Source organism: Streptomyces griseochromogenes (assembly GCF_001542625.1).
Taxonomy (GTDB): Bacteria; Actinomycetota; Actinomycetes; order Streptomycetales; family Streptomycetaceae; genus Streptomyces; species Streptomyces griseochromogenes.
Genome location: NZ_CP016279.1, coordinates 5,245,519 through 5,269,608 on the forward strand (window position 1 = coordinate 5,245,519; position 24,090 = coordinate 5,269,608).

The window sequence follows — 24,090 nt, forward strand, 5'->3', positions numbered from 1 at the left end:
AACTCACCGGAGTTTGACCGGTCCCGCTGTGGGTCGGCGCGCGGCTGCCGCGCGCGGGCGTCCAAGGTGCGGTGAGACGATCACCGGCCTGGAGGCCGGCTGACAGCACCGCTCTGCCGCACGATTCCGCCGCGACGGCGCCATCACGCTAATGCCCCATATCTGGGGCTGCTTCGCGGTACTTCTCCGTCCTTCCTCCCGTTGTCCACGGCGACGATCACCGCCCGCCCCGTTCATCCGGTGCAGGCGGTGCCACGCGCCATGAAGGGACACTCCTGCCGTATGAGCACGCACCACTTGAGCCGGGCGGCCGCCGTCCTGGCCGCCGCTGTCGCCCTGGCCACGGCCACTAACGGGCTTACCGCGTACGCCGCCGACCCATCCGACACGACGGGCAAGCACACCACCGCCATGCGCAGCGGTGGCGGTGCGGGGCAGTGCGACGACGACCCGGACGGCTGGGAGGGCGACGGACTGTGCCTGAACGCCGCGGACAACCGCAAGGTTGACGCGTACCTTGCCCGTGCCCGCACGGCGGAGCCGTCGATCAGCCGCGATGTACGGGCTGCCGCCGCCCTCAGCCATGCCGAGCTCGTCGGCTTCGACTATCGCCTCAAGTCCCCCGACTCCCTCAGGCGGAAGGTCGCCACCGACCTCAAGGAGCATCCGGAACGCAACACCGACGACGTCCTGGCGCGCCTGAGTGACGCGGTGCGCTACACCCTCCAATGGACCGACACCCGCTACGTCACTGGTGTCACCATCGCCTCGGATTCGCTGTCCGCCTGGGGCAGCGACACCACGAAGTGGTCCAACACCTGGGGTCGGGAGAAGGGCTACAAGGGACTCAACACGGGCTGGCGCGCGCCTGGGTCGCGGCAGCTGTTCGAGGTGCAGTTCCACACCCCGGCGAGCAAGTTCGCCCAGGCGGAGACGCACAAGCTGTACGAGGAGCAGCGGCTGCCGTCGACCAGCCCCGAGCGCAAGAGGGAGCTGCAGGACCAGCAGGACGCGATCTTCGCCGCAGTACCCGTCCCTGACGGCGCTCCCGCCCTCGTGCCACCTGCCACTCGTCTGGTGCCAGCAGCCTGACGCCCGCTGCGCAGCCCCGGCCGCCTGCCCGGGGCTGCCCTCGGTTCCCCCGCGCCAGCCGCTGACCCGGCATCTGCGAGATCCGTCCCAAAGCCGGAGCCGTGACGGGCCGACCAGCAGCGGGACCGGTCCAAGTTCAATGAGATCGGTCAAAGTTCGGTGAGGCAAGTCAGCCGATGCTGCTCCTGGTCCTGCTGCTCGGGGTGTGTGCAGCAGGGTGGCTTTGTACGCGAGAACGAACGGGAGTCGTTACGTAGCCTCGCCGCTTGATCAATGTCGATGAGTTCGGGAGTCACTCACGGCCCGGTGGAGGGTTGGAAGGCCGTCCACCGGCGAATTCCCTGAGTCGCCTTCGTTGCCGCTCTTCCTCAGCGGTGCGGTCGCCGACGCCTGTTTGGTCAAGTCGCCCACTCAACGGGACCGCTCCATCGCGGCCTGCTCAAACTGCTTGCGGCCTTGGCGGATCCGCGGGGCCGGCGGGGGAGCGTTACTCCTCGGTGCTGCTGTCAGAGCAGTTTCTGCGGTTCCTGGTACTGGTCGGCGGGCGCGATGTTGCACGCGGCCTTGGGCTCGCCGAGCAGGTGCCCCCCGATGCCCTCACCCTCCGGTAGCGGCACCGCGCAGCGGAGGTCGGCGTTGATGAGTGGAGCGCCATAGGTGTTGAGGATGCCGCCTGCGTCGCCCGTGATGGCGGTGTCGCCGCTGGCAGTTCCGAAGTCCGTCGCCGATGCGGGTACGGCGACGGCCGTCGTCGCGGCAATCGCGAAAGCCGCGCCGGCCAGAACCTTCATGATCACTGTGATGCTCCTGTTCGATGAGACGGTCATCTTCTTTGTGATCTGTCCAACGCCACTCTGTGGTCGCAGTTACGTGTACCGGACCAGCCGTCATCGGCGAGCGCCGACAGAGCGGTCGGATCGGATTGGCGGCGGAGTGCCTCCCGTAGTCGTGACCATCGACCTGGCCGTCGTAGAGGTGACTCCCGCACTCATCGACAAATGACGTCCGCAACTCGTGTACAAAGCGACCAGGGTGCTGCTCGGTGGGTGGTGATCGTCGTCGCGGTGGTGCTGCTCGTGGTCGTGCAGCGCAGCATTTGCATGGCCCAGGCGGCACACGGGTGCTGCACGGGTAGCAGGCCGGCCCCGGCCGTGCAGCAGTCGCGGTGCTGCTGCATGCCACACTGGTCCCTGCTGCATGCAGCCGACGGCGCTGCTCGAAGTGCAGCAACGGGGCAGTGGCAGCTGCATAACATCGCGGATCCGCAATGTTCCGGGCGGGATCTATATGCACAGCTGCTGCATGCAGCTCGGTCATAGTCCGCTGACCGATCTCGGTTCTTCAGTGGCGCTGCTGCCACGATTCTGTGGCGGCTGCGCCACCGACGACGGCATGCCCCAGGCCGGTCGGGTGAGTCAGGCGACGCGCAGCTTCTTGCGCCGCTCGCGGGCAAGTTGGTCGCGGTAGTCCTGGACGGCCTGGTGGTAGCGGGCGACGAAGTGCGGATCGTCCAGAGAAATGACGTCACTGTGGTGCGGTGCCACCGGAGTAAGAGGTCCTAACAGAAGCCGTTGATCATGTGACTTTCGGCTTGAGCGGTCGTTGGTCTACTCGTGGGGAAACGTCAGTCGCGACCTTGGATCGTGTCGGATGAACTGTGGTCGCTGATCGAGCCATTGCTGCCTGAACCGGGTCCGAAGCTGGTGGAGGGGCGGCCCCGGATCCCGGACCGGCAGGCGTTGTGCGGGATCCTGTTCGTGCTGCATACCGGCATTCAGTGGGAGTACCTGCCCCAGGAACTGGGCTTCGGCTCGGGGATGACGTGCTGGCGGCGCCTGGCCGCGTGGAACGAAGCCGGTGTCTGGGACGCGCTCCACTTGGTGCTGCTGAAGAAGCTGCGGGCCGCGAAGAAGCTGGACTGGTCGCGGGCGGTGATCGACTCCTCCCACGTGCGGGCCGCTCGGCGGGGCCCAAAAGCGGCCCCAGCCCGGTCGATCGCGCACGGCCAGGCAGCAAACACCACGTCCTCACCGACGCCCAGGGCATCCCGCTCGCGGTGTCGCTGACCGGCGGAAACCGCAACGACGTCACCCAGCTCCTGCCCCTGCTCGACAAGGTCCCCGCCGTTGCCGGCGCCGTCGGCCGGCCCAGACGCCGACCGGATGCGCTCCTCGCGGACCGCGGCTACGACCACGACAAGTACCGCCGACTGGTGTGGCGGCGCGGTATCCGCCCGGTCATTGCCGAACGAGGCGAGCCCCACGGCTCTGGCCTCGGCGTCTTCCGCTGGGTGGTCGAGCGCACGATTGCCTGGCTGCACGGATTCCGCCGCCTGCGGATCCGCTGGGAGCGACGCGACGACATCCACGAAGCCTTCCTCGGCCTCGCCACCTGCCTCATCACCCACCGACACGTCCGACGCCTTTGTTAGGACCTCTAAGGCAGCGGCGGACCGCGCTCTAGATCACCGGTCGTTAGACTCCCGGGGTTCGGCTGGTGTCGGTGGACCGGAAGGCCAAACCATGGACGATGACCGCTGGGCCAGGTGGCCCGAGCCGTGGGCAGGTACGGATGCCGACATGCGGACGGTCATGGGCGCGATCCCGCGGGAGGTCAAGGACGGGTTCAAGTACGACGCGATCCCTTGGCAGCGGTTTCCGCACTTCTACGGCCCGGGCGAGGAGGTACCCGGTCGCCTCGCGACGCTCGCCTCCGGAGATGCCGAAGCCGCCGGCCGGGCCTTGGGGGAACTGTGGGAAAACCTCCACCACCAGGGCAGCACGATCGCGGTGGGAGCACTGGCAGTACCGTTCCTGCTCCGGATCGCGACTACTGGGGTTCCCGGGCTCCGGGCGAGCACCCTTCGCCTGGTCGCCGGGATCGGACGATGCCAGCACTTCGGGGACGGAACACGTGAAGGCCTTCTCCAAGTCGCCGAGGATCCGCTGGAGGCGGAGGGCACCACGATGTGTCCGACGAACTGGACGATTCAGGCTGCTCGCGATGCCATCACGGACGACCTGCACCTCCTGTTCCCTCTTCTCCCCGACCCCGATCCCGATGTCCGCTCCGCGACCGCCTTCGTCCTGGCGGCGGCGACCAGCGAGATCCCGCGCGTCTCCTCAACCCTGCACCGCAGGCTGGCGGTAGAAGACGATCCGGTGGTCCGTGTGAGCTTGATCCTGGCGATCGCCCAGCTCGCCCGCGAACACCAGGACGAACACGCTCCGGTGTGGGCCCGGGAGCTGTGGTCGGATCCCGGCCGATCGCCCGAGATCCGCATCGGCGCCGGCCTCGCCTGGCTGTGCCTGGTCGGCAACCCCGTCCCCGACGAGCTCCGAGCCCTCCTGACCGACCTGAGTACCGACCGATGCAGCGACCTGTTCCAGCGGGTGCCGTGGCTCGGACCGGTCGACTCCAACAGCGGACTGCGCCGCTGCATCCACGAGATGCTCACGCCGGATGTTCCCTGCCACAGCGCTTGAGGGACCTCCGCGAGAACGGCGAAGACCTGGTCACAGCGCGGCGCGCTGACCTGCTACAAGCCCGGCCACCGGTCCCGGCTGATCTACCGGCCGCGCAGGGACGACGGACGACGCGACGGACGCAAGAGCTTCTCATGGCGCAGCGCTTCCAGGCCGGCGGTGGCTAGCCCGCACCGTTGGTACTTCTCCATGGTGTAGGGCTGCTCGACCCAGCCGAGCCGGCAGTGGGTGCAGACGGTGTAGTCGACGGCGAAGACGACGTCGGCGGCGGCCTGTCGGTGCAGTACTTCGAGAACTTCGCTGCCGAGGAGACCGCGCTCGCGCGCACGGACCTGGCCGTCGCCAACTTCCACAAGGTCGTCGCCGACCTGTGGCTCCTCGACGACGACGCTTCCAAGCGGACTCGGACCAACCACGCCACCCGGCTCAGCGCACTCGACGACCGGTTCCGTACCGAGACGGAGAAGGTGGGCCGCACCGCCTACGCCGCAGAGCGAGCCATCACCGGTTACCTCGACCACGTCGCCCCGGCCAGACGATGACCGAGGAGATCGCGCGCGCCACCGCCGCCCTGGAAGGGGCCGATGACGACATGAAGGCCAAGGCCCACCGGCGCCTTCTCCAGCTCACCCGGGCCTGACCCACGGTGCGCCGGGCCACCGTGGCCCGGCGCACCGTCGAGCCGCACCATCCTGCGGGGTGGTGCGGCCCGGGCGCGGTGCTGCGTCCAGCTCGCTGTCTGCATCGGCGGGGCGAGGCTTTGCCTATGTCCCCGCGCCCCGCCCCGGCGGGGCGTTGCCACGCGAGTCCGTGACCGGCCGTGGGCCAATAGGACCTCCGGCTGCACCCCGTCGGCCGCGGGCCCTCGGGCCGGCACCCGATCGCCCGGGGCCTGTCATGGGCCCGGCCTCGATCGCGTATGAGGCACCGACAGGGGGCTTCCCCTCCTGGTTGAGAGCCGGCTGGGGGAAGGCGGAGTGGCCCGTTGTGTTGGTGGTGGGCGGCTTGTGCCGGGGCGTCCGGAATCGTTGGAGGCGGTCGAGGGCGGGAGCTCCCACCCTCGACCGTGCCCTCTATCAGTGGTCGTTGCTTCGGATGAACTTCACGGTGCCCATGCCGATGGTGAACATCGCGATGGCCGCGCTGGCACCGGTGCCGGACGCCATGTACGGCGTGAGGTGGCTCACAGTACCGGGCGCACTAGTAGTGCTCCCCGCGTGCTGGATGAGTCTGGACTCCCAGGCCGGGGACCCAGAGGTCTCCGTGATCTCCTGCGCTGATGTCCCATGCCGTCACCTCCGCGGGGCACGTGGCACCGCGGGCGCGGAGATCAGCGATGACCAGCCTGGCGATCTCGGCCGGGGCGTGGGGGTCCGTCTCCGGCAGTTCGATGCTCCAGCGGCGGTGGGTGTCCAGCTCACGCCAGCCCCGGTCGCGCATTTCGGCCGCCCGCTGTGACGTCTGCTCGTGGTCCTGGTCGTAGATGATCGCGCTGAACTCCCTGCCCCGGTCGCCGGGCGTAAAGGAGACGATCATGGGCCGGTCCCAGTCCCGGTGAGCACGCACCTGGCAGCTGACCCAATCACCCGGCGCCTGTATGGGCATCTGTTCCGCCCACGACGCGAGCATCAGCTCCAGGGCGGCGCGGGTACGGGTAAGAATGCCCATGCGTGTCCTTGGCAGGCTGTGCATACTGGGCCGATGGCCTCGTCACCACCGCGTTTTCGCGATCCGGGCAGGGAGCCCTACGCCTTTCTTGTGGACGCCGTCCTGGTCCACTGTCCCGGCTGCGGGGGTCAGGCGCGGATTGCTCGGCTCTCGTCCGAGACGTATTGGTGGTCACCGCGTCGGCTGACGTGCGCTGGGTGCGGTCTGTCGCGCATGAACCATGGCAAGGTCCTGTCCTTCGCCGGGCGCGTGGCTGAGCCGACGGATCCGTGGTTTGGTCTCCCGCTGTTGTTGAAGGCTCGCACCCGGCACGGGTATGTGTGGGCGTACAACCATGAACATCTGACGCTGATACAGCGGTTCGTGCAAGCCACCCTGCGCGAACGTGCGCCCTGGTACGACATGAACGCGAAGATGACGGCGCTGGCCCGGCTTCCGCGCTGGATGGTCAAGGCCGGTAACCGTGACGAGATCCTGCGCGCCATCAGCCGCGCGGCCACAGCACGCTGACGTTCACGTTCGCCGCCAGTGAATGTCCACCCGCCGACGCGAGGCCGGCGACATCCGCGGCGCCCTGTGGGCGGCCCGCCAGGGCCTGCTCGACGTCGAGGAAAGCGAAACCCTCTACCTGCGCGTCGCCCCCCACGCCGTGGCGTGCGGTGGTGCTGTGCCCCGCCTCCCGCTGGGGCCGACCGGCTCCAGGCCCGTCCCCGAGGCCTCGGGTCCCGTCAGGGGCCGGGGCTCGGTCTCGTGCGAAGCCCCCGTCAGGGGGCTTCCCCGCGTCCGGTCAATGGCTGGCCCCGTGTCTGGGGGATTCGCGGTCGTACAGCGGTTGCTGGGCGCAGCCCCGCACCGAGGTCTCGGTGCGGGGCTGCGCCCCGTCCCTCCCCGGGGCCGACCGGCCCCAGGGACGGCACCCGATCGCCCGGGTCCCGTCAGGGGCCCGGCCCCGTGTGAAGCCCCCGTCAGGAGGCTTTCCCGGATGTCGGCCGACGGCCGGCCCCGCGCCTGAGGGATGGCGTCGCACGGCGTCTGTCGGGCGCGGCGGCCGCCGCGCCGTGGTCCCCATGCTGCGCCTCACTCTCGCCGAGGGCCGACAGGCCCGGCCTCGCGCTTGACGTCCCGGATCCCGCCAGGGACCCGGCCCGGCCATGCCGATCGGGCCCCGACGCTCCGAACCCCCGGCCGGGGGGTTCCGGGCTGGCGGGGCCCGCACCCGATCTCCCGGGTTCTGTCAGGGGGTGTCTCGATGCCTATGCCAATCGTTTGTGGGTGGGGGCGGCTGTCCGTTAAACGAGTGACGTGAAGCGTGCGCGGGCGTGGTGGGTGGGAAGTCTCTTGCCCGTCCATACGTTCAGCGTCTTCTCCTCGCCGAGAGGAAATCACCGTGCTGTCTGTCCGCCGCATCGTGGCTGTTGCTGCAGTGAGCGCACTGCTTTCCCTTGGAACGATCGTCCCCGCCGTAGCCGCCCGGGCACCGGACCCCGACGACATCACCGACGGTCTTCTCGAACAACCCGTCAGCACCCTTGTGGGATCCCCCCTCGGCCTCCCCCTCAGCATCTGAAACCGTCGGTCTGTATGGGCCTGTCGCGCCCGCCGGCATTTCAGGGCCTGGGCCCGGCCCCGGACGTGTCCTGGGTCTGTGGGTGGTGTGTGGGGTAGGGCGGCGCTGCGTGGTGCCCGGAGACGGGTGCAGCGCGCTCTCGGCGTGGTGGTGCGCCGGGTAGCCGGTCCTGGTGCGCTCCGAGCTTGTGGCGGGGCGGAGTCCGGTGCGGCTCTTGGTTCTGTCAGTTGCTGGTCATGGCTGCGCCCAGTGCCAGTGCGAACAGGATGGGAAGGAGTACGCATCCGAGGCCGGCGCCGGCGGTCAGGATGCGTGGTGTGCGCAGGGAGCGGCGGTGCGGCAGGGCCCAGGAGAGGGCGAGCAGGCCGGTTGACCAGTAGAACACTCCTCCGAGGGCGTCGAGGCCGTCCTGGGACCGGAACCAGTGGTACTCCAGTACGAGGAAAGGCAGGCCGAGCAGGGAGGCCACGAGAGGCGTCTTCCACCACGTCGGGTGGGCAAGGCGCGTTCGCGTGTCGTTCGGCTGCACGTCGTCGGGAAGCATGCGACCACCGCATCACAGCCGCCCGGGCAGGGGGCATCGGGGCACACACTCACCCTCGCACGCGCGCGTACTCACACCGTTCACGGCGCCCATGTCGATGGTGAAGACGATGTCTTCGCTGCGGCCGGGGCGCAGTGGGGTCCAGCCGATGGCGAGGAGTCGTCCGGGTTCGGGGTCGAGTTCCCTTTTCACTTCCCGGCGGGTGCTGGCGCGGGGTGATTCGTCCAGCCGTTTACCGCTGTGGGGCGCTTAGAGGGCATCTGACCTGGGTAGTTGGTGTTCTGGGATGTTTTTGTGACTGGCACCGTTGGTGGTCGTTGCATGAGGCGTGAGTGTTGGTCGTCCGTACCGCAGTGACGTGTCGGACGCCCGCTGAGCCTTGATCGAACCGGTGTTCACCGCCTGGCGGGCGAGACGAACCGGACCCGGCACGGCGGCCCGGGTGCACGATCTGCGAGAGATCGTCAACGCGATCCTCTACGTCAACCGCACCGGCATTCCCTGGGAGTGCCTGCCGCACGACTTCCCGCCGCACAAGAGCGTCTACGACTACTACGCGAAGTGGGAAGCGGACGGCACCACCCAGCAGGGCTGGTTGTTGAACCAGTCAACCCATTCCGCGGTGCCGAGTTCGACATCGGCGAGGCCGTGCCAGGGCCGACGGGGCTTGTTCAGCTCTGTTCTGTAGAGGCCGATCCGGGATTCCATGAGTGCGTCGTCCAGGGCGTCGCCGACGGTGCCGATGGAGGCGTCGACGCCGGCCTCGCGGTGGTGTGCGGTGAACGCGAAAGACGTGTATTGACTGCCCGCGTCCGAATGATGAATCAGGCCGGGGCTGGCTGGTGTGCCGGCACGGTCGCGTCGCCATAGGGCCATGTCGAGGGCGTCGAGGACGATCTTGGCCCGTTTGCTGGTGGCGGCGGACCAGCCAACGATCGCCCGGGAGAAGACGTCCACGACGAAAGCGATGTAGACGATTCCTGACCAGGTGGCGACGTGGGTGAAGTCCGTGACCCGTCGCTCGTTCGGCCGGGACGCGGTGAAGTCACGTTGTAGCAGGTCAGCCGCCCGGCCGTGCCCATCGTCACGGATGGTGGTGCGGATCTTCCTGCCGCGGAGGGCGCCCTCCAGACCCAGGTCGCGCATCAGCCGAGCGACCGTGCAACGGGCCACGGTTATGCCCTCACGGTGCAGCTGCCGCCATACCTTCCGGACCCCGTAGACGCTGAAGTTGTCGGCATGGACGCGACTGATCTGCGTCTTCAACTCGGCGTCGCGGACCGCCCTGGCACTGGGGTGCGCTTCTTGGCGGCGTAGTAGGTGCTCGTTGCGATCTTCAGTCCGTGGCCGGCCAGGACACGGCAGATCGGCTCGACCCCGAACACCTGCCGGTGCTCGTCGATGACCGCTACGAGCGCTTCGACGGCCGGTCAAGCTCGGCCGCGGAGAAAGCCGACGCGGCCTTCAAAATCTCGTTCGCCCGCCGCAGTCCGGCATTCTCGGCCTTCAGCCGCTTGATCTCCGCGGCCTCCTCCGAGGTGGTGCCGGGTCGCTGACCGGCGTCGACCTCGGCCTTGCGGACCCAGCTCCGCACCGTCTCCGCCGTGCCGATGCCCAGCTTCGCGGCAACCGCCTTCATCGCGGCCCACTCGGTGGGGTAGTTCGGACGGATCTCCGCGACCATGCGCACAGCACGCTCACGAACCTCAGAGGGGTAGGGGGACGGACGTGCCATGATTCGATCCTCTCAGGGCATCGAGCCTCCATCAGCCCCGGAGCGGTTCAACATCGCCCACATCACCAATCGGGGTCCCTCCCTGGTCTCGCAGTTCTACACCAAGAACAAAGGCGCGCCTTCGTCACAGCACTTCAGCAGGTCCTCACTGCCGTCGAAGCAGGCGGCATCACCGACGTCCCCGAACTCGCCACCATCGCGGGTCGCTACATCACCCGCCGCACCACCGCCTCCGGCGCTCGCGCCCGCGTACGCGGAAAAGCCGTCCTGATCACCCCTACTGGCTCGGGCACCGGCCGCGTCGGCCACCAAGCCATCGCGCTTCCGGCTCCGCCCGCCTGCGCCCTCTGATCGCCGAAGCCGCCCGCCTGGGACTGCGTTTGGCGTTCACCGTGCGCCTCGCCAAGACCGGCTACCTGCACCCCTCCGGCAGCCGCACCGACTCATCTGGAATCCGCCGCGACGTCATCCAACGTGCTGACCACACCGAAGAACGCTCCTACGGCTCCGCCCAGACCGGCGGATTCGACGCCGTCGACTTCGCCCGACGAGTCGACGCCGTCGCTGGAGACGTCACCGCCGCCGTCCATCAATGGCTCGTGGAAACCGGACGCATCCATCCCGACGTCCAGATCCTCCACCTGGAAGTCCGCTCCTGGCGCACCCGCCAGGAGCGTGTCCCACGTGGCCGTGATCTACGTGTGACGTTGCGGTTGTCCCGTCCTGCTAGACGTTCTCCCTGCCACGCTTGATCTTGGGGGTCTTGGCCGCCCTGGCGCTTCACCACCGGGGGCGGCGGCTTGTTACTCTTTCCGGTCATGCGAGCCCTCTTCCCGGGATCCTTCGACCCGGTCACTCAAGGGCACCAGGACGTACTCCGGCGCGCTGCCCTCCTGTTCGACGAGGTCGTCGTGTGCGTGATGTTCAATCCGAACAAGAGCGGCCGGTTCCCCATCACGGAACGGCTGGACCGGCTCCGCGCGGCAGCAACTGACTTGAGCAATGTCACGGTCGACTCCCATACCGGCGGCCTGCTGGTCGACTACTGCCGCCGAGTCGGAATCGACGTCGTCATCCGCGGAGTCCGTGGCGTTCCCGACCTGGACTACGAAATGCCGATGGCCCGCATGAACCACGAACTGGCCGGAGTCGAAACGTTCTTCATCGCTGCAGACCCCGCCCTGGCCCACATCTCCTCCACCCTCGTCACCGCGATGAGTCAACAGGACCGTGTCCCCGAATGATGACTTGAGCGAGCTTCTTCCAGCAGCTGAGGGCGGCAGCGAGGGTTCCTGAAACTGCCCAGTGCTCAGAACAAGCACCGTTGCAGCACTAAGGAGATTCCCTTTCAGATCCCGGGGTCGGTTGCGTGCCCTTCGCTTGATGGCCGTGGACCCCGTAGCGGAGCTCAATGTCACGCTTGCCCACTGGGGCCAGCGGAGCTGGGGCCGTTGGCGCGGGGCTGCCTCTCCTGCTGCACCCAGCGCTCGTGCGCGGACTTTAGAGATCGGCTCACGCCCGGGCGCGAGCAGCGCACTGCCCGCAGGCGGCCCCGCGAAGCCGGACATGGCGGTCTGGGCACCGCGCAGGCGGGAGTTGGGTCGCTCCAGGAGCGCGGGGTCGCGGCCGAGCAGATCCGGCAGAAAGGCCGTGGCGGCCGTGTCGAAGAAGAGTCCGCCGAGGCCGGGGAGGAAGGCGACGGCCGCGAACAGCGGAATGCTCAGCACGCCGAGCGCGGCCGCTGCCGCCGGTATGGCGAGCAGCACCGCACGCGCCGCGTCCATGGCCCGCATCGTGCGCCGACGGTCCCAGCGGTCCACCAGCGCACCGCCGGGCACCCCGAAGAGCAGCCACGGCAGTGTTCCGGCGGCCGTGACGACGGCGAGGGTCATCGGATCCCGCGTCAACGTCCATGCGAGCAGCGGCAGCGCGGCATGCGACACCCCGTCACCGAGCGAGGACACCGTCTGCGCAGTCCACAGCCGTTCGAACCCGGTCGGCAACTTCGGGTGAACAGGTCTTGCGCAGAGCGGTGTTGGTGCCGGGCTGGCACGATTCGGCCCGGCACCTGGATGGCGTACCAGCCCCAAGGGAGGAGAATGTTCACTCTCCCTCAGCTCGGGCAGATCAGAAGACCCAAGAGCCCCAGCCAACCTGGTTGGTGTTGATGTCCCAGACCTCTACAGAGAGCTTGTGTACACCGTCGTTGTGGTACTCCGGCCACGTGTTCACTCCGCCTCCCCAGCCGGTGTGCGTGCTGCCGCCAGTCTGAGTGTTCACCTGCCACAGGTCCACCTTGCACTCGTTGGCGGGCCCGTCGACGTGACCGTAGGCGTACATGTCAGAGTAGGGGAGGATGTACGCATGGCAGTTGCCGGCGAACGCATCCCCACCCAGGCTGGCTGCTGACGCAGCGCTGGCCGAGACGGCGACGAGGCTTGCTGCGGCGATCCCTGCCGCAGCGAACTTGATCCTGCGTCCGATCTTCACGGTTACTCCTTCGGAGGTAGTGACGGGCAAAGGGGCATATCTGAGCTGGTTCAGTCAGTGGTCGATGCCCGGCCCCGGTTGACAATCGTCATGGACAGTCGGTGCATGTGAGGATTTTCCCGTACGACTCCGTACGCCCCTTGCCCGGACTCGGCCTGACAGGAGCACGGGTGTTGACGGGTCGCGCCCCACGAAGTGGGGTGGCCGATCATGCGCGCCAAATCAGCAGGTCACCTGCGGTCTGACGTCCCGTCGGCCGGCCCTTGCTTCCCATCGGGGAGATGGAGTGAGCCCTACGAAAGGGCATGCGCACTCAAGATCGACCCGATGGGCGACATGATCGGCTACACCACGTGGTGGGACAGCATCTCCGCGTGAGCCGTCCCGCTTGAGAGCGTCACACTGGTTGCGGCCATGACTGTGGCGGTGGCGAGTGTGGCTGCTGTGCGGGACACGCGTAAACGGCTGCGGCGGGGACTGGTTCGGGTCGAGCGACGCATGCGCCTACTCCTTTCGTTTCGGTTTCCGGTCCTGATCGTCCGCAGCCGCTCACGGCGGTGACCAGGCAGAACAGGCGGAAGAAAGACCGGCAGTTTTCCCGGCAGACACCCTGTGGTGTACTCACCTGCACAGCTTCAGATCATCCGGCGGGGGCGTGATGAGCGAGGGTGGATTCGGGGCGCTGTTGCGCGCCCGGCGCAGTGGGGCCGGGCTGACGCAGGAGGAGCTCGCCGAACGCTCCGGGCTGAGCGTGCGGGCCATCCGTGACCTCGAACACGGCAGGGTTGCCCGGCCCCGCCGGGAAACGCTGCGGCTGCTGGCCACGGCCCTCGGCCTGCCAGAGGAGGAGGGCGAGGAACTCCTTCGCCTTGCCCGTCAGGCGTTACCACCGGCTCTGGCCGGGCCCGTTGACGCCGAGTTGCCGACCGCTCCCGCCACGACGGCACCCAACCGCGGTGACGATCCACATCCCGCAGCCGTCCCGCCGGACGAGCCGGACACGCTCTTGAAGGGCGAGGCCAGCGGCCGTCAGGCCCGACATGGGCGTGGGAGAAGACCCGCGGCACGCTACTTCCTGCTCACCGCCCTGCTGACGGCGGGCCGGGCGGGGCGCGGGACGGCCATCTCCGCCAGTAGCAGGGACGCGTCGACGGCCTTGGTCGCGCCGGGGCACAGGACGGCGGCGACGATGGCGCGGGTGGCGACGTCGACGGCGGTGGTGAGTTCGGGGCGGGCGAGGGTGCCGTCGTCGAAGAGGGCGAGGACGTCCAGGCGGGTGGTGTCGACCTGGACCTGCTCGCCGGGCCGCAGCGCCGTGGTGGGGGTGAAGGCCCGCCCGTCGAAGCTCGCGGGGGTCTGCCGGACGGGCCCGGCGGGCAGTTCGCCGGGGCGGGCGAGGGTGGTGACGAGCCGGTACGGCGTGGCCTGGGACGGCGCGGGCACCGTGCCGGGGCCGTGCTGGTCTTCAAGGATCTGGTTGATCGGCGGGAACAGGCCGTTGATGGTGCCTGTGGAGCGGCCGCGTCGGCGGCGCAGTGCCTCGCGGACGGCGGCGACGACCCGTTCGTCGGCCCGCCCTGTGGGGGTGGATGCGCGCGTGGTGCGGTGGTCCACCAGTCCCCACAGGCCCTGCTTGCGGTAGGCCGGGCGCATGCGCTGCACCGTGGTGCGCGAGACGCGGCCGGAGCCCAGCGCGGTCAGCTCCTCGGCCTTGGTCTGCTCCCGCTCGGCCAGAGTGAAGCGCTCGGCGTCGTACTGCGGCCGTACCGCTCCTTCGCTGCCGGGCCCGCCGGGCAGTCCGCATTCGACTTCCCTTACATGCCGCTGCCAGGCCAGTGCCTTCTCGCGCGCCGCGGCAGGGGCGGTTTCGAACAGCCCCCACTGCGGGGCCGCCTGGGGCACGTCGGCCCCGATGACGGCGAAGCCGGGGTCGGCGAACAGGTGCCCGGCGAGCACGGCCTCACCGCCGCCGTCCGGGCCGACGAGGTGGATGCCTTGCCCGGACAGGGCGACCACCTGCCACTTCACGCCGCGGAAACGGACGTGAGCCCCGATCTTCACGGCCGGCCGGGCATTCCGCCGCGCGGTCACCTGGCACCTCCCGTCTTGCCGGGGCCGCTCCAGCCCCGCGGGCCGACGAGGACGCGTTCGTGCAGCGGCGTCTGCAGCGGTGTCGTCAACTGTCCATGCCACAGGGCGTGGAAGACGACGGGGAGGACCTCGATCGGGTCGCCGGCCGCTTCGGCGCCTTAGAGTAGCGGCCGCGGCCGCGTGAACGCCTCGAGGACGGCGGGCATCAGGCCGGTGCGGCCGGCGTTGCGGGGGTGGCGGTAGCCGGCCAGCCATTTCAGGTTCGCCGCCACCACCTCATCCAGCGGCGCAAGCCGCTGGTAGGTCCAGCCGATGTGCGCGCACGCCTCCGCCACCGCCTCGGCGGCCCTCATCGCGCGTTCGCCGCCGGCGTCGGAGTGGCTGGGGCAATCGGCGAGCAGCGCGGTTTTGTCGGTGTAGCGGGCGAAGAGCTGAGGCACCCAGGAGCGGACCTGCCCGCGGGGATTGCACCACAGCAGCCGTACCGGCCGCCCCGCCGGCCCGGTCACGTCCGGGTCGCGGTCCAGCATCATCAACTGGGTGCGCATCGCGTTCGATCCCGCGGTCACGTGCCGTCCGGTCGTAGCCGACCACCACAGGCCCGGTCCCCGCCGCCGCCCCGGCACGGCCGGGAACGCGGACACGGGCGGCAGGTCCTCGAAGGCCACCGCCAGGGCCGCGTCCGCCCACCGCTGCTGGACCGTCTGCCCGACGGGGTCGAGGAAGACCGCCTCGAACCGTGCGCCCCGCTCCGTCTTCACCCGCTTCGCCCGGCTCCCGGGCCCGGCTGCACCCGTGTTGATCATCTGCTTCAGCCAAGCCGTATCCGCTGGCAGCTACGGTGGTTTTGGGGATTTGGACCCCGAAGGGGTAGGGCATGCACTAACGCTTGGCGCCTTCCGGCGCGGGCGCCCGGCGTTTTCAGCCGGTCCTTCAGCTAGGGTCTGCCTCCTGGCGGGCCGCGAGCGCAGGAGGTCTCCGGCTCGGGGCGAGGAAGTCGTCGACATCTTCGGTGAGTTGCCAGTCATCCGGGCCTTGGCCAGCCCTCCATGACGATTCGTAGTTGGCCATCGGGGATCCGAACTGCATGGCCGGGTCTGCTTCGGGAGACCGACGTGCTTCGGCCCCCGTGCTGCTGTGCAGCGCTGGGGCCGAAGGGGTGCCGTCCTCGCTCCGACTCAGGTCACTGGATTCCGGTGGCTCTGGTCACCATGCGCTGATGACCGGCGCGTCGGGTTCGTGCTGCCGCCAGGCCACATTGAGGCGCGCGAGCCGGTCCGCGGCGGCGATGCCGCGCAGGAACGCGACCTTGCCGTCGCTGACTTCGAAAGCCACGGCGCCCACGACCCGGTCGTCGACCACGGCGAGGACGGCCGGGGAGCCGTTGACCATCGCGATGTGGAACGCGGGGGAGCCGCCGGCCAGCCGCCGCTTCGCCGGCGTGGGCTTGAAGCCGGCCCGCACGTACGAGGCGACCCGCTCGCGCGTGGTGTACCGCAGCAGCCGCCTGGCCAGTCCGTAGCCGTCCGAGACCGCGGTCGCGTCGTCGGTGAGCAGCGCCACCAGCCGTTCGGTGCGCCCTGACGTGGCGGCGGCGAGGAACTCCTCGACGATCCGGCGCGCGGACGCGGGGTCCACCTCGTCGCCGCCGCGGCGCTCGGCGGCGACCCGGCGTCGGGCCCGGTGGACATGCTGCTGGCTCGCGGACTCGGTGATGTCGAGGATCCCGGCGATCTCGGCGTGGGGGTAGGAGAAGGCCTCGCGCAGGACGTAGGCGGCCCGCTCGACGGGCGAGAGGCGCTCCATGAGGGTCAGTACGGCCAAGGACACCGATTCGCGCTGCTCGAAGGTATCGGCAGGGCCGAGCATCGGGTCGCCCTCGAGGAGTGGCTCGGGCAGCGAGGCACCGGCCGCTCGCTCGTGGCGCGCCTGGGCCGAGCGGAGCCGGTCGAGGCAGAGGTTGGTGACGGCCTTGGTCAGCCACGCTTCCGGCACATCGATACGTTCCCGGTCCGCGGCCTGCCAGCGCAGGAACGCGTCCTGCACGGCGTCCTCGGCGTCGGCGGCCGAGCCGAGCAGACGGTACGCGAGCGAGGCCAGCCGGCCCCGGCTGGCCTCGAACCGATCGATGGCTGCGCTGTTCATGCGGAGCAGCCTATGCGGCGGCCCTCACACCGGCCCGGTCAGGCGTGGTGGCCAGGCGGCGCTTGTGCTTCGGCATGCCGAAGGTCGGGTGGGCGATGCTCCACCCGGCCCCCTTGAGAATGCCCGACTTGAGCCACACGGCGCTCCGGCCGCCCAGGTACCAGGACTTCGAGTGGACGTCCCCGTCCACCATCTGGAAGATCGCGTCCTGCCGCCCGAGGCTGATGTGGTTGCCGTGGTACTTCAGCCCGGTGGTCGGGACCTTGCTGCCCGTCAGGCGCGCGATGATCGCGGCGGTTGCCTGCATGTTGGTGTAGCCGGCCGAGGCGCAGGACATCGGCAGCGGCCGGCCGTTCTCGCCGATCGCGTAGGCGCTGTCGCCGGCGGCGTAGACGTCCGGGTGCGAGACCGAGCGCATGGTGCGGTCGACGACGATCTGGCCGGTCTCGGCGACCTTCAGGCCGCTGGCGGCCGCGATGGGGTGCACGGCGAACCCGGCCGCCCACACGGTCACGTCGGCCGGGATGGGCGTACCGTCGGCGGCGATCGCCCGTGTCGGCTCGACGGCTTCGATGCCGGTGTGCTCGTGGACGGTGATGCCGAACCGGTCGAAGGCCTGGCGCAGGTGACGACGGGCCTTCGGGGAGAGCCAGGCGCCCAGCTCGCCGCGGGCGGCGAGCGCGACCGTGAGGTCGGGCCGGGAATCGGCGAACTCGGTGGCGGTCTCGATGCCGGTCAGCCCCTCACCGACGACCAGCACGGTGCCGCCCTCGCCCAGGCCGGCCAGGCGCTCGCGCAGACGCAGCGCCGAGGACAGGCCGGTGACATCGAAGGCGTACTCGGCCACGCCGGGAACGCCATGGTGGGCTGCGGAGCTGCCGAGCGCGTAGAGAAGCGTGTCGTACGCGAGCTCGCCGTCGCCGTCCTCGCCGGTCACGGCGACGGTCCTGCGTTCGGGGTCGACGCCGGTGACGCGCGCCAGGCGCAGCCGCACCCCGGTGCCCGCGAATACGTCGGTGAGCTTGCGGACCGCGAGGTCCTGGCCGATCGCGAGCTGGTGGAGCCGCATCCGCTCGACGAAGTCGGGCACGGCGTTGACGACGGTGATCTCGGTGTCGGCGGGGGAGAGCCGGCGGGCCAGGTTTCCGGCGGCGAAGGCCCCGGCGTATCCGGCGCCGAGTACCACGATGCGGTGCTTCATGGCGTTGCTCCTGTCTCGTTCGCGTGCCCCTTGAACGAGACGGCGCTGCGATTGCTGACAGGAGCCGGGTGTGATGCGGGTCACCGAACTGAGACGAGCGGCTGAGCCTCCGACGGGCGCTTGTGCCTGTCTTGGGCAGCCGAAACGGGAGCGATGGCCAACTATTCGATACCAGCCCTTGTTTCACCTATCGATATTCGATAGATTTCCATCGCAAGTCGATAGGGGGGATGGGTCATGGGGAAGCTGGCAGTGCGTGCGCTGCGCGCCGTGCTCGTGGTGGTGCTCGCCGGCACCGTGTTCGTACAGGCAGGAATGGTGTGGGCGTTGGCCAGCGGGAGCGACCCGGAGGACGGGTCGCTCCCGCTGACCCCGCTGCGCGTGATCACGATCCTGGGGATGGTGTCGGCCCAGGTTGCCCTGGTCTGCGTATGGCGGCTGGTGGCGATGGTGCGACGCGGAACCGTGTTCTCCCACGCCGCCTTCCGGTACGTGGACGGCGTGATCGGCGCGATCGTGGCGGCCGCCCTCGCGTGGTTCGCCGTCACGGCCCTCAACGCGCCGGGCCAGCGCGCGGACCCGGGCGTCACCGTCATCATGGGCGGGGTCGGCGTGGCCATCCTGGGGGTCGCCCTTATCGTGCTCGTGCTGCGGATGCTGCTCGCCCAGGCCGTCGCGCGCGACGTCGAGGCGGCACAGATGCAGGCCGAGCTGGACGAGGTGATCTGATGCCGATCGCCGTCGACATCGACGTGATGCTGGCCAGGCGGAGGATGTCCGTGGGCGAGCTCGCGGACCGGGTAGGGATCACGCCCGCCAATCTGGCGGTACTCAAGAACGGCCGGGCCAAGGCGGTGCGCTTCGCGACGCTCGCCGCGCTCTGCGAGGTGCTCGAGTGCCAGCCGGGTGACCTGCTGCGCTGGGAGGCCGAGGACGCCGCGGGCGGATGACGTGCCCCAGGGCGGGCCTGACTACGCCGAAGCCCTGCAGGACCAAGGGACTCCATTTACGGCCAGATCAGCGTCCGGACCCTCCCAGCCGATGGCAGTGCTTTCGTATATTCACGCGCGTGTGGCTGGAATGCGGCCTACCGTCGAAGCCGTGACGACAGATGCGTGGCATGTGCTGAGCCGCTCCCTGCAAAGACGTCACCAGGAGTTCGACAACACCTACGCCCGGTACAACGGCCAGAATGTACCGGGCTCGGCGGCTGCCCTGGAGTTGCAGGACGACGGCCTCGCGGGCGAGTGGGGGCCTGCCCGGTGCACGACGCGCATCTGGCGCCTATATCGCCAGTCATGGCTGTCATGGACCACCTCGACAGCCTCGGTCTTCCGTTCACTTCGCCCAGTGGTCTAACGGCCTCGCACACGGTAGCCCGCAGCGCCCTGGACATTGCGACAAAGCCATGGTTTCAGACGGAGCCGGACATCGGCACGCGCGAGCGGGTACGCCGGCACATGAACTACCGACTGCAGAGCCTGAAAGAGCAGGAATTGACGGTCGGGGACGATTCGACGCCAGCTGCGGAGGGCGCCCGCCGGCATCCGCGAGAACGCACCGCGAAGATCCTGCATGCCGCACGGCACCACGGCTTCTCCGTCAAGGGAAAGATCGCGGACAAGGTCAGGCCCTGCTACCTCGGTCCGTGCCCGGTTCCCAGCACCACAGAGCTGGCCGGCGACATCATCGCGCCGGGCCGCAGCGCGCTAGGAGTCCTGCTGTGGCGGGCCACCTCGGCTGTCGTGCATGGCCAAACCCATGGATTGACGATGTTCTACGCGGAAGTCTCAGGGGCCCCTGAGACCGGACCGGACGACCACTTCGTCTACAGGCAAATGCAGTTCAGCCCCCAGGAAGCTGCTTTTCGCTGTGCCGGAGCTCCGCTCGCGACCCTGTCGATGCTGCGACGCCTGTATGGCCACTTCGGCCGGCCGACAGCCGGCCTCGAATCGGTTGGCCAGGACGTCGCCCGAACGTGGCTGCACATTGCCGGGTTGCCACATGCGCCTGTGGCCTGACACCGCGGCCGCGAGTGGGCACGAGGACCGCGCAGCCACCGAAGAGCGGGCCGAGTGGGCCGTGCTGCTCGCGTAGGAGCGGTGCTTCCTGGTTGCCCGGCGGGATTGGCCGGCTGCTCCTTGGGCAACCCGCCGTTCGGGATGCCCCTCGATCGAGCGGTGGAACCAGGCTGACGGCCGGGCCTGGACCCAGCGTTACGGTCTGGCCTGGGACCGGATCGTCCCTGGCAACCGCCCGCGGTTCACCTGCGTCCAGACCCCCGAGGCCACTGCGATCGCCGAGCGGGCCGGCGGCCGGCTCACCCTCCTTCCCGCAGCCGGTGCGGGGCGCGCGCGGGCCGTTCGTGCGGTCAAGTGACGTGTGGGGTTGCGCCGTTGAGTGCTTCCGTACGCTTACCCACACGATGGACACACAGAGCATTCGATCGGCAACGCAGGGTAGTTGGCGGGGTGTTGGTGTTCTCGCCGAACGTGTAGGTGTCGCCCCGCTCGAGCGTTGCAGAGGGCACGCAGACCTGCTCCGCCTGACGCACCAACGTTGTCGTTTCGACTCGTTGGGAGAAAGTTGCAGGTGGAGACAGCGGCATCCCGCCCAATCAGGCTGGCCGTGAGACCTAAGGGGCGGTGTATGTCGATCGTGGCCCGGGTGTACGGGTATCCGCCCGGCCACAACGCCGGCTCCGAGTGGATGCTGCACTCGATGCTCCGCCCGCTGGCCGAGCGTGGTCACCAGGTGGAGGTCTGGCTCTCGCACCCCGGAAGGATCGAGAAGACCTACGAGATCGACGGGGTGCAGGTCGTCCCCTATCAGGAAGGCATGGACTTCGCCGCCCGCGCCCAGACGGCGGACGTGCTGTTGTCCCACTTCGAGAACGTGCCGCTGGTGGCAGGGCTCGCGCGGGACCGCCGCATCCCCCTGGCCGTGATCTGCCACGACAACTTCGCCACCAGCTTCCACAACGCGGCCGGCGCCGACCTCGTCGTCTACAACAGCGAGTGGATCAGACGGGACGGCGAGATCTTCTACGCCCGCTACCCACGCGAGTTCCTGCCCAGGAACAGCATCGTCGTGCGCCCACCGGTGATCGCCGAGGAGTACCGCACTCAGCCCGGCGCCTGCGCGACCCTCGTCAACCTCAACTCCGACAAGGGCGGCGAGGTGTTCTGGCAGATCGCCGCCTGGACCCCGGAATGGAACTTCCTCGGCGTCCGCGGCGCCTACGGGCAGCAGGTCATGCCACCCCCACGGCTGCCCAACTGCGAAGTGGCCGACTCGGTGCCGGGACAGCAGATGCGCGAGCACGTCTACAGCCGCTCCCGCGTGATGCTCATGCCGAGCCTGTACGAGTCGTGGGGGCGGGTGGCGGTGGAGGCGTTCGCCTCCGGCATCCCGGTCATCGCCCACCCCACACCCGGCCTCGTCGAGTCCCTCGGCGAAGCCGGCATCTTCGCCTACCGCGACGACCTCAACGCCTGGATCCACGCCCTGACCTCCCTGCGGGACCCGGGCAACTGGGACCGCGCCTCCCGCCGGGCCAGGGCCCGCTCCATCGAACTCAGCGCAGCTCCCGACCTCGACCTCTGGTGCAACGCCGTCGAATCCCTGAGCAGGACCAGCTCACGCACCAGCTTGCGCAGGCGCGCGATCGGCACGCTCGTCGACGCCGGCGAGATGAGCCGCAGCCCCGGGGGCGACGTCGCGGATGCGGGAGCCGAAAGACACACCTGCCCCTGACGGCACTGCCCAGCGCAGCCGGACCACGCCTCCGCAGCCCCGGACAACGACACCGCCCCGCACCGCAACAGCCCCGGAACAACGCCCGGCACCCGCCGCGCACTTGGCTTGCGGACCTGTCTGCGTGCCATGCGAACAACGGGAAATCAGCTCAACCTGCAACGTAAGGACGACACGCCATGCCCCAGGAAACCCTCCCCGCCGCCCTCGAGCCCGCCAGTGTGATCGAGCCCCGGGCGGCCATTGCCCCGGCCGCGAGCGCACCGATCGCTCCGTACACCCACATCCGGCGTTTCAGCTTTTCCGGCAGCGTGGAGAACTTCACCGTTCCTCCTGGCGTCACCACGGTCAACGCCCGCTGCTGGGGCGGCGGGGGCGCTGGGCTCAGCACTGGGGGCGGGGGCGGTTTCGCCACCGGGGACATCGCCGTGGTGCCGGGGGAGACCCTGCGGGTCGTCGTCGACCTGGGAGGAGGCCCCTCCGGAGGGGGCGGCATGAGCGGCCTGTTCAGCCAGCGGCTGGGGCAAACGCTGCTGATCGCCGGCGGAGGCGGAGCATGCTCGTTGGACAACCCTGATGTGCGGGGTGGTGCGGGCGGCGGCACCAGCGGTTTTGACGCACGGACGGGCTCGTGGGGCGGCTGGACCGGACCGCCGGCGCATGGAGCTTCGGGTTCCACCGGCGGCGCCGGCGGGGCCATCTCCACCAACACCAGCTGCGGGGGGGCGCGGCGGCAACACCGGCCAGAACGGCGGCGCCAACGTGAACGGATCCCCTGGGGGCCAGGTGCCGATCCCCGGCATGGGCGGAGGCGGGGGTGCCGGCTACGGCGGCTCCAGCGGCGGGGGCGCCGGCTACGCGGGCGGCGGTGGCGGCCTCGGTATCGGCGGCACCGCCGCCGCCTTCTACAGCGGCGGGGCCGGTGGCAGCAGCCTCGTGAACGGTCCCGGTGTCACCGGGGGCCGCACCCTGGCCGGCAACGCCACCCAAGCGGGCGGCAAGGACGATCCCCTGTACCAGTCTCCTGTCGGCGACGCGGGCAACCGCGGCCAGGTGGTGCTGCAGTGGACGGAGTTCTCGGTGACGCCGGGCGGTCCGCCTGACGTGGAGCTGAGGCAGGGCGGACGGGCCGGCTACCCCGGAGTCCATGTCGAATCCGACATGGCGTTCGACCCGGCGACGGTGACAGTGGCCCTGCCCGCCGACCGCGGTCTGCTCTTCGGCACGCAGACCCTCGCCGACTACCAGCTGACCGTCCAGAACACTGGCCACGAAACCGTCCAGTACGTAGGAAGCCTCTCCGAGGACGGAACCTCGCTCGTTTTCTCGGACGTGGACCTGGAACTGTCCGGCACGACCGTCATGTGGGTGGCCGTGAGCGCCGGCCACGATGCCCCGCTCGGAGCCACCAGCCTGACCTTCACCGTGGGAGGAAAGCCCTCGCCCTCCACGACGATCGTCGTTGCCCCGAATTTCAGCGTCTCGCCCGGCGGTGCCCCGGTGGCTGTCGAGAGGGGAGGGCTGCCCGTGTATCCGGGTGTGGAGGTGCAGAACAACGGATCGCAGGCCATCCCGCTGCAAACGGTCACCGCGGTCCTCCCGGCCGACGCCGACATGGGGTTCGGTACGCAAGACAGCCCCGATCACCAGCTGACCGTCTGGGGTGCCGACCAGAACATCACCGTGTACATGGGGAGCATCTCCGACAACGGCCAGACACTGACCTTCTCCGATGTCGACCTGGGAATCCCCGGGGACGGATCACAGTCGGCCATGTGGGTCTGCGTGAGCGCCTCCGACGACACACCCACTGGCCCCACGCACCTCGAGTTCACCGTCGGCGATCGAACCACACCCTCCACCACCATCAACGTCATCTGACAGGCCGGGAAGTTCTGGATCGGGTGGCGGTGGACGCGTTCGCCTCCGGCATCCCGGTCATCGCCCCATCCCACCCCTGGCCTCGTCGAGTTTTTCGGCGAAGCCGGGATCTTCGCCTACCGCGACGACCTCAACGCCTGGATCCACGCCCTGACCTCCCTGCGGGATCCGGGCACCTGGGAGCGGGCCTCCCGCCGGGCCAGGGCCCGCTCCATCGAACTCAGCGCCGCCCCCGACCTGGACCTGTGGTGCGACGCCGTCGAATCCCTCAGCAGGACCAGCCACCCGAACGGCTGGCACGGGCGCGCGATCGGCACGCTCGTCGACGCCGGCGAGATGAGCCGCACACCCGGGGGCGGTGCCCCGGAGCCCGGAGCCGAGCGACGCACGTGTCCCTGACCGCAGGACGCGGCGAAGCCGGACCACCGCGTCGCC

General features: G+C 69.4%; 21 protein-coding genes and 5 pseudogenes. 14 read left to right on the forward strand and 12 right to left on the reverse strand.

Annotation, left to right across the window (positions count from 1 at the left end; genetic code table 11):
* Window positions 1-282 precede the first annotated feature (282 nt).
* Complete coding sequence (locus AVL59_RS22375) at window positions 283-1,092, forward strand: ATP nucleotide 3'-pyrophosphokinase (RefSeq protein ID WP_067307271.1); 810 nt, start codon at window positions 283-285, stop codon at window positions 1,090-1,092.
* A gap of 506 nt (window positions 1,093-1,598) precedes the next feature.
* On the opposite strand, the gene AVL59_RS22380 is transcribed toward AVL59_RS22375, so the two are convergent.
* Both AVL59_RS22380 and AVL59_RS55670 read right to left on the reverse strand, forming a co-directional pair.
* The gene (locus AVL59_RS22380) at window positions 1,599-1,883 is read right to left on the reverse strand and encodes a hypothetical protein (protein ID WP_237281906.1); all 285 of its coding nucleotides are present in this window, start codon (window positions 1,881-1,883) and stop codon (window positions 1,599-1,601) included.
* 624 nt (window positions 1,884-2,507) lie between these two features.
* Window positions 2,508-2,636, reverse strand: coding sequence for a hypothetical protein (locus AVL59_RS55670; protein ID WP_257785101.1), 129 nt, complete (start codon window positions 2,634-2,636; stop codon window positions 2,508-2,510).
* A gap of 69 nt (window positions 2,637-2,705) precedes the next feature.
* On the opposite strand from AVL59_RS55670, the gene AVL59_RS48870 reads away from it, so the two are divergent.
* The 4 genes and pseudogenes from AVL59_RS48870 (at window position 2,706) to AVL59_RS22405 (ending at window position 5,119) form a co-directional block, all read left to right on the forward strand.
* Window positions 2,706-3,523 (forward strand): IS5 family transposase gene (locus tag AVL59_RS48870; protein ID WP_418361207.1). Its coding sequence is split into 2 segments (ribosomal slippage): window positions 2,706-3,035 and window positions 3,038-3,523, totalling 816 coding nucleotides; the frame shifts between segments, so codons are not numbered across the junction.
* A 91-nt stretch (window positions 3,524-3,614) separates the two neighbouring features.
* The gene (locus tag AVL59_RS54670) at window positions 3,615-4,577 is read left to right on the forward strand and encodes a hypothetical protein (RefSeq protein WP_237281612.1); all 963 of its coding nucleotides are present in this window, start codon (window positions 3,615-3,617) and stop codon (window positions 4,575-4,577) included.
* Window positions 4,578-4,595: 18 nt separating this feature from the next.
* Window positions 4,596-4,718, forward strand: a pseudogene (locus AVL59_RS54675) (IS630 family transposase); the annotation flags it as partial.
* 83 nt (window positions 4,719-4,801) lie between these two features.
* On the forward strand, window positions 4,802-5,119 hold the full coding sequence (locus AVL59_RS22405) for a DUF932 domain-containing protein (protein WP_067307280.1): 318 nt from the start codon (window positions 4,802-4,804) through the stop codon (window positions 5,117-5,119).
* A gap of 658 nt (window positions 5,120-5,777) precedes the next feature.
* Here AVL59_RS22405 and AVL59_RS22410 read toward each other — a convergent pair.
* Window positions 5,778-6,245, reverse strand: a complete 468-nt coding sequence (locus tag AVL59_RS22410; protein WP_067307283.1) for a hypothetical protein — start codon at window positions 6,243-6,245, stop codon at window positions 5,778-5,780.
* A 213-nt stretch (window positions 6,246-6,458) separates the two neighbouring features.
* Between AVL59_RS22410 and AVL59_RS56090 the strand changes: the two genes are divergently transcribed.
* Complete coding sequence (locus tag AVL59_RS56090) at window positions 6,459-6,755, forward strand: hypothetical protein (RefSeq protein WP_308281973.1); 297 nt, start codon at window positions 6,459-6,461, stop codon at window positions 6,753-6,755.
* A gap of 1,280 nt (window positions 6,756-8,035) precedes the next feature.
* Here the strand turns inward: AVL59_RS56090 and AVL59_RS22420 are convergent.
* On the reverse strand, window positions 8,036-8,356 hold the full coding sequence (locus AVL59_RS22420; protein WP_159400007.1) for a hypothetical protein: 321 nt from the start codon (window positions 8,354-8,356) through the stop codon (window positions 8,036-8,038).
* Between the two features lie 379 nt (window positions 8,357-8,735).
* On the opposite strand from AVL59_RS22420, the pseudogene AVL59_RS56095 reads away from it, so the two are divergent.
* Window positions 8,736-8,945 (forward strand): annotated as a pseudogene (locus AVL59_RS56095) (transposase); the annotation flags it as partial.
* Here the strand turns inward: AVL59_RS56095 and AVL59_RS54685 are convergent.
* Both AVL59_RS54685 and AVL59_RS52390 read right to left on the reverse strand, forming a co-directional pair.
* Window positions 8,909-10,091: pseudogene (locus tag AVL59_RS54685) on the reverse strand (IS3 family transposase). The pseudogenes AVL59_RS56095 and AVL59_RS54685 sit on opposite strands and share 37 nt — an antisense overlap.
* Window positions 10,092-10,534: 443 nt before the next feature.
* Window positions 10,535-10,732 (reverse strand): hypothetical protein, encoded by a 198-nt coding sequence (locus AVL59_RS52390; protein WP_067307297.1) that lies wholly within the window; start codon window positions 10,730-10,732, stop codon window positions 10,535-10,537.
* A gap of 177 nt (window positions 10,733-10,909) precedes the next feature.
* On the opposite strand from AVL59_RS52390, the gene coaD reads away from it, so the two are divergent.
* A complete protein-coding gene (coaD, locus tag AVL59_RS22445) occupies window positions 10,910-11,335 on the forward strand; it encodes a pantetheine-phosphate adenylyltransferase (RefSeq protein WP_067307300.1) in 426 nt (141 codons plus the stop codon).
* A 270-nt stretch (window positions 11,336-11,605) separates the two neighbouring features.
* On the opposite strand, the pseudogene AVL59_RS48885 reads toward coaD, so the two are convergent.
* Both AVL59_RS48885 and AVL59_RS22455 read right to left on the reverse strand, forming a co-directional pair.
* Window positions 11,606-12,094: pseudogene (locus AVL59_RS48885) on the reverse strand (MFS transporter); the annotation flags it as partial.
* Window positions 12,095-12,218: 124 nt separating this feature from the next.
* Complete coding sequence (locus tag AVL59_RS22455) at window positions 12,219-12,581, reverse strand: hypothetical protein (RefSeq protein ID WP_079146887.1); 363 nt, start codon at window positions 12,579-12,581, stop codon at window positions 12,219-12,221.
* A gap of 658 nt (window positions 12,582-13,239) precedes the next feature.
* On the opposite strand from AVL59_RS22455, the pseudogene AVL59_RS48890 reads away from it, so the two are divergent.
* Window positions 13,240-13,431: pseudogene (locus tag AVL59_RS48890) on the forward strand (helix-turn-helix domain-containing protein); the annotation flags it as partial.
* Window positions 13,432-13,649: 218 nt separating this feature from the next.
* Here AVL59_RS48890 and AVL59_RS22460 read toward each other — a convergent pair.
* The 4 genes from AVL59_RS22460 to AVL59_RS22475 form a co-directional block, all read right to left on the reverse strand.
* Window positions 13,650-14,672 (reverse strand): hypothetical protein, encoded by a 1,023-nt coding sequence (locus AVL59_RS22460; protein WP_308281972.1) that lies wholly within the window; start codon window positions 14,670-14,672, stop codon window positions 13,650-13,652.
* Between the two features lie 158 nt (window positions 14,673-14,830).
* Window positions 14,831-15,478, reverse strand: a complete 648-nt coding sequence (locus AVL59_RS22465) for a TnsA-like heteromeric transposase endonuclease subunit (RefSeq protein ID WP_237281613.1) — start codon at window positions 15,476-15,478, stop codon at window positions 14,831-14,833.
* Between the two features lie 400 nt (window positions 15,479-15,878).
* The gene (locus AVL59_RS22470; RefSeq protein WP_067307305.1) at window positions 15,879-16,817 is read right to left on the reverse strand and encodes a sigma-70 family RNA polymerase sigma factor; all 939 of its coding nucleotides are present in this window, start codon (window positions 16,815-16,817) and stop codon (window positions 15,879-15,881) included.
* A 10-nt stretch (window positions 16,818-16,827) separates the two neighbouring features.
* Window positions 16,828-18,018: an NAD(P)/FAD-dependent oxidoreductase gene (locus AVL59_RS22475; protein WP_067307308.1), complete on the reverse strand. Its 1,191-nt coding sequence runs from the start codon at window positions 18,016-18,018 to the stop codon at window positions 16,828-16,830.
* A gap of 237 nt (window positions 18,019-18,255) precedes the next feature.
* Here AVL59_RS22475 and AVL59_RS22480 point away from each other — a divergent pair, with 237 nt between their 5' ends.
* The 5 genes from AVL59_RS22480 (at window position 18,256) to AVL59_RS22500 (ending at window position 23,655) form a co-directional block, all read left to right on the forward strand.
* Window positions 18,256-18,747: a DUF2975 domain-containing protein gene (locus AVL59_RS22480; RefSeq protein WP_067307310.1), complete on the forward strand. Its 492-nt coding sequence runs from the start codon at window positions 18,256-18,258 to the stop codon at window positions 18,745-18,747.
* Window positions 18,747-18,968 (forward strand): helix-turn-helix domain-containing protein, encoded by a 222-nt coding sequence (locus AVL59_RS22485; protein WP_067307313.1) that lies wholly within the window; start codon window positions 18,747-18,749, stop codon window positions 18,966-18,968. Before AVL59_RS22480 ends, AVL59_RS22485 begins: the two co-directional genes overlap by 1 nt.
* A gap of 357 nt (window positions 18,969-19,325) precedes the next feature.
* The gene (locus AVL59_RS22490) at window positions 19,326-20,039 is read left to right on the forward strand and encodes a hypothetical protein (RefSeq protein ID WP_208870427.1); all 714 of its coding nucleotides are present in this window, start codon (window positions 19,326-19,328) and stop codon (window positions 20,037-20,039) included.
* A gap of 628 nt (window positions 20,040-20,667) precedes the next feature.
* The gene (locus tag AVL59_RS22495) at window positions 20,668-21,774 is read left to right on the forward strand and encodes a glycosyltransferase family 4 protein (protein ID WP_067307319.1); all 1,107 of its coding nucleotides are present in this window, start codon (window positions 20,668-20,670) and stop codon (window positions 21,772-21,774) included.
* 762 nt (window positions 21,775-22,536) lie between these two features.
* On the forward strand, window positions 22,537-23,655 hold the full coding sequence (locus AVL59_RS22500) for a hypothetical protein (protein WP_159400008.1): 1,119 nt from the start codon (window positions 22,537-22,539) through the stop codon (window positions 23,653-23,655).
* Window positions 23,656-24,090 lie beyond the last annotated feature (435 nt).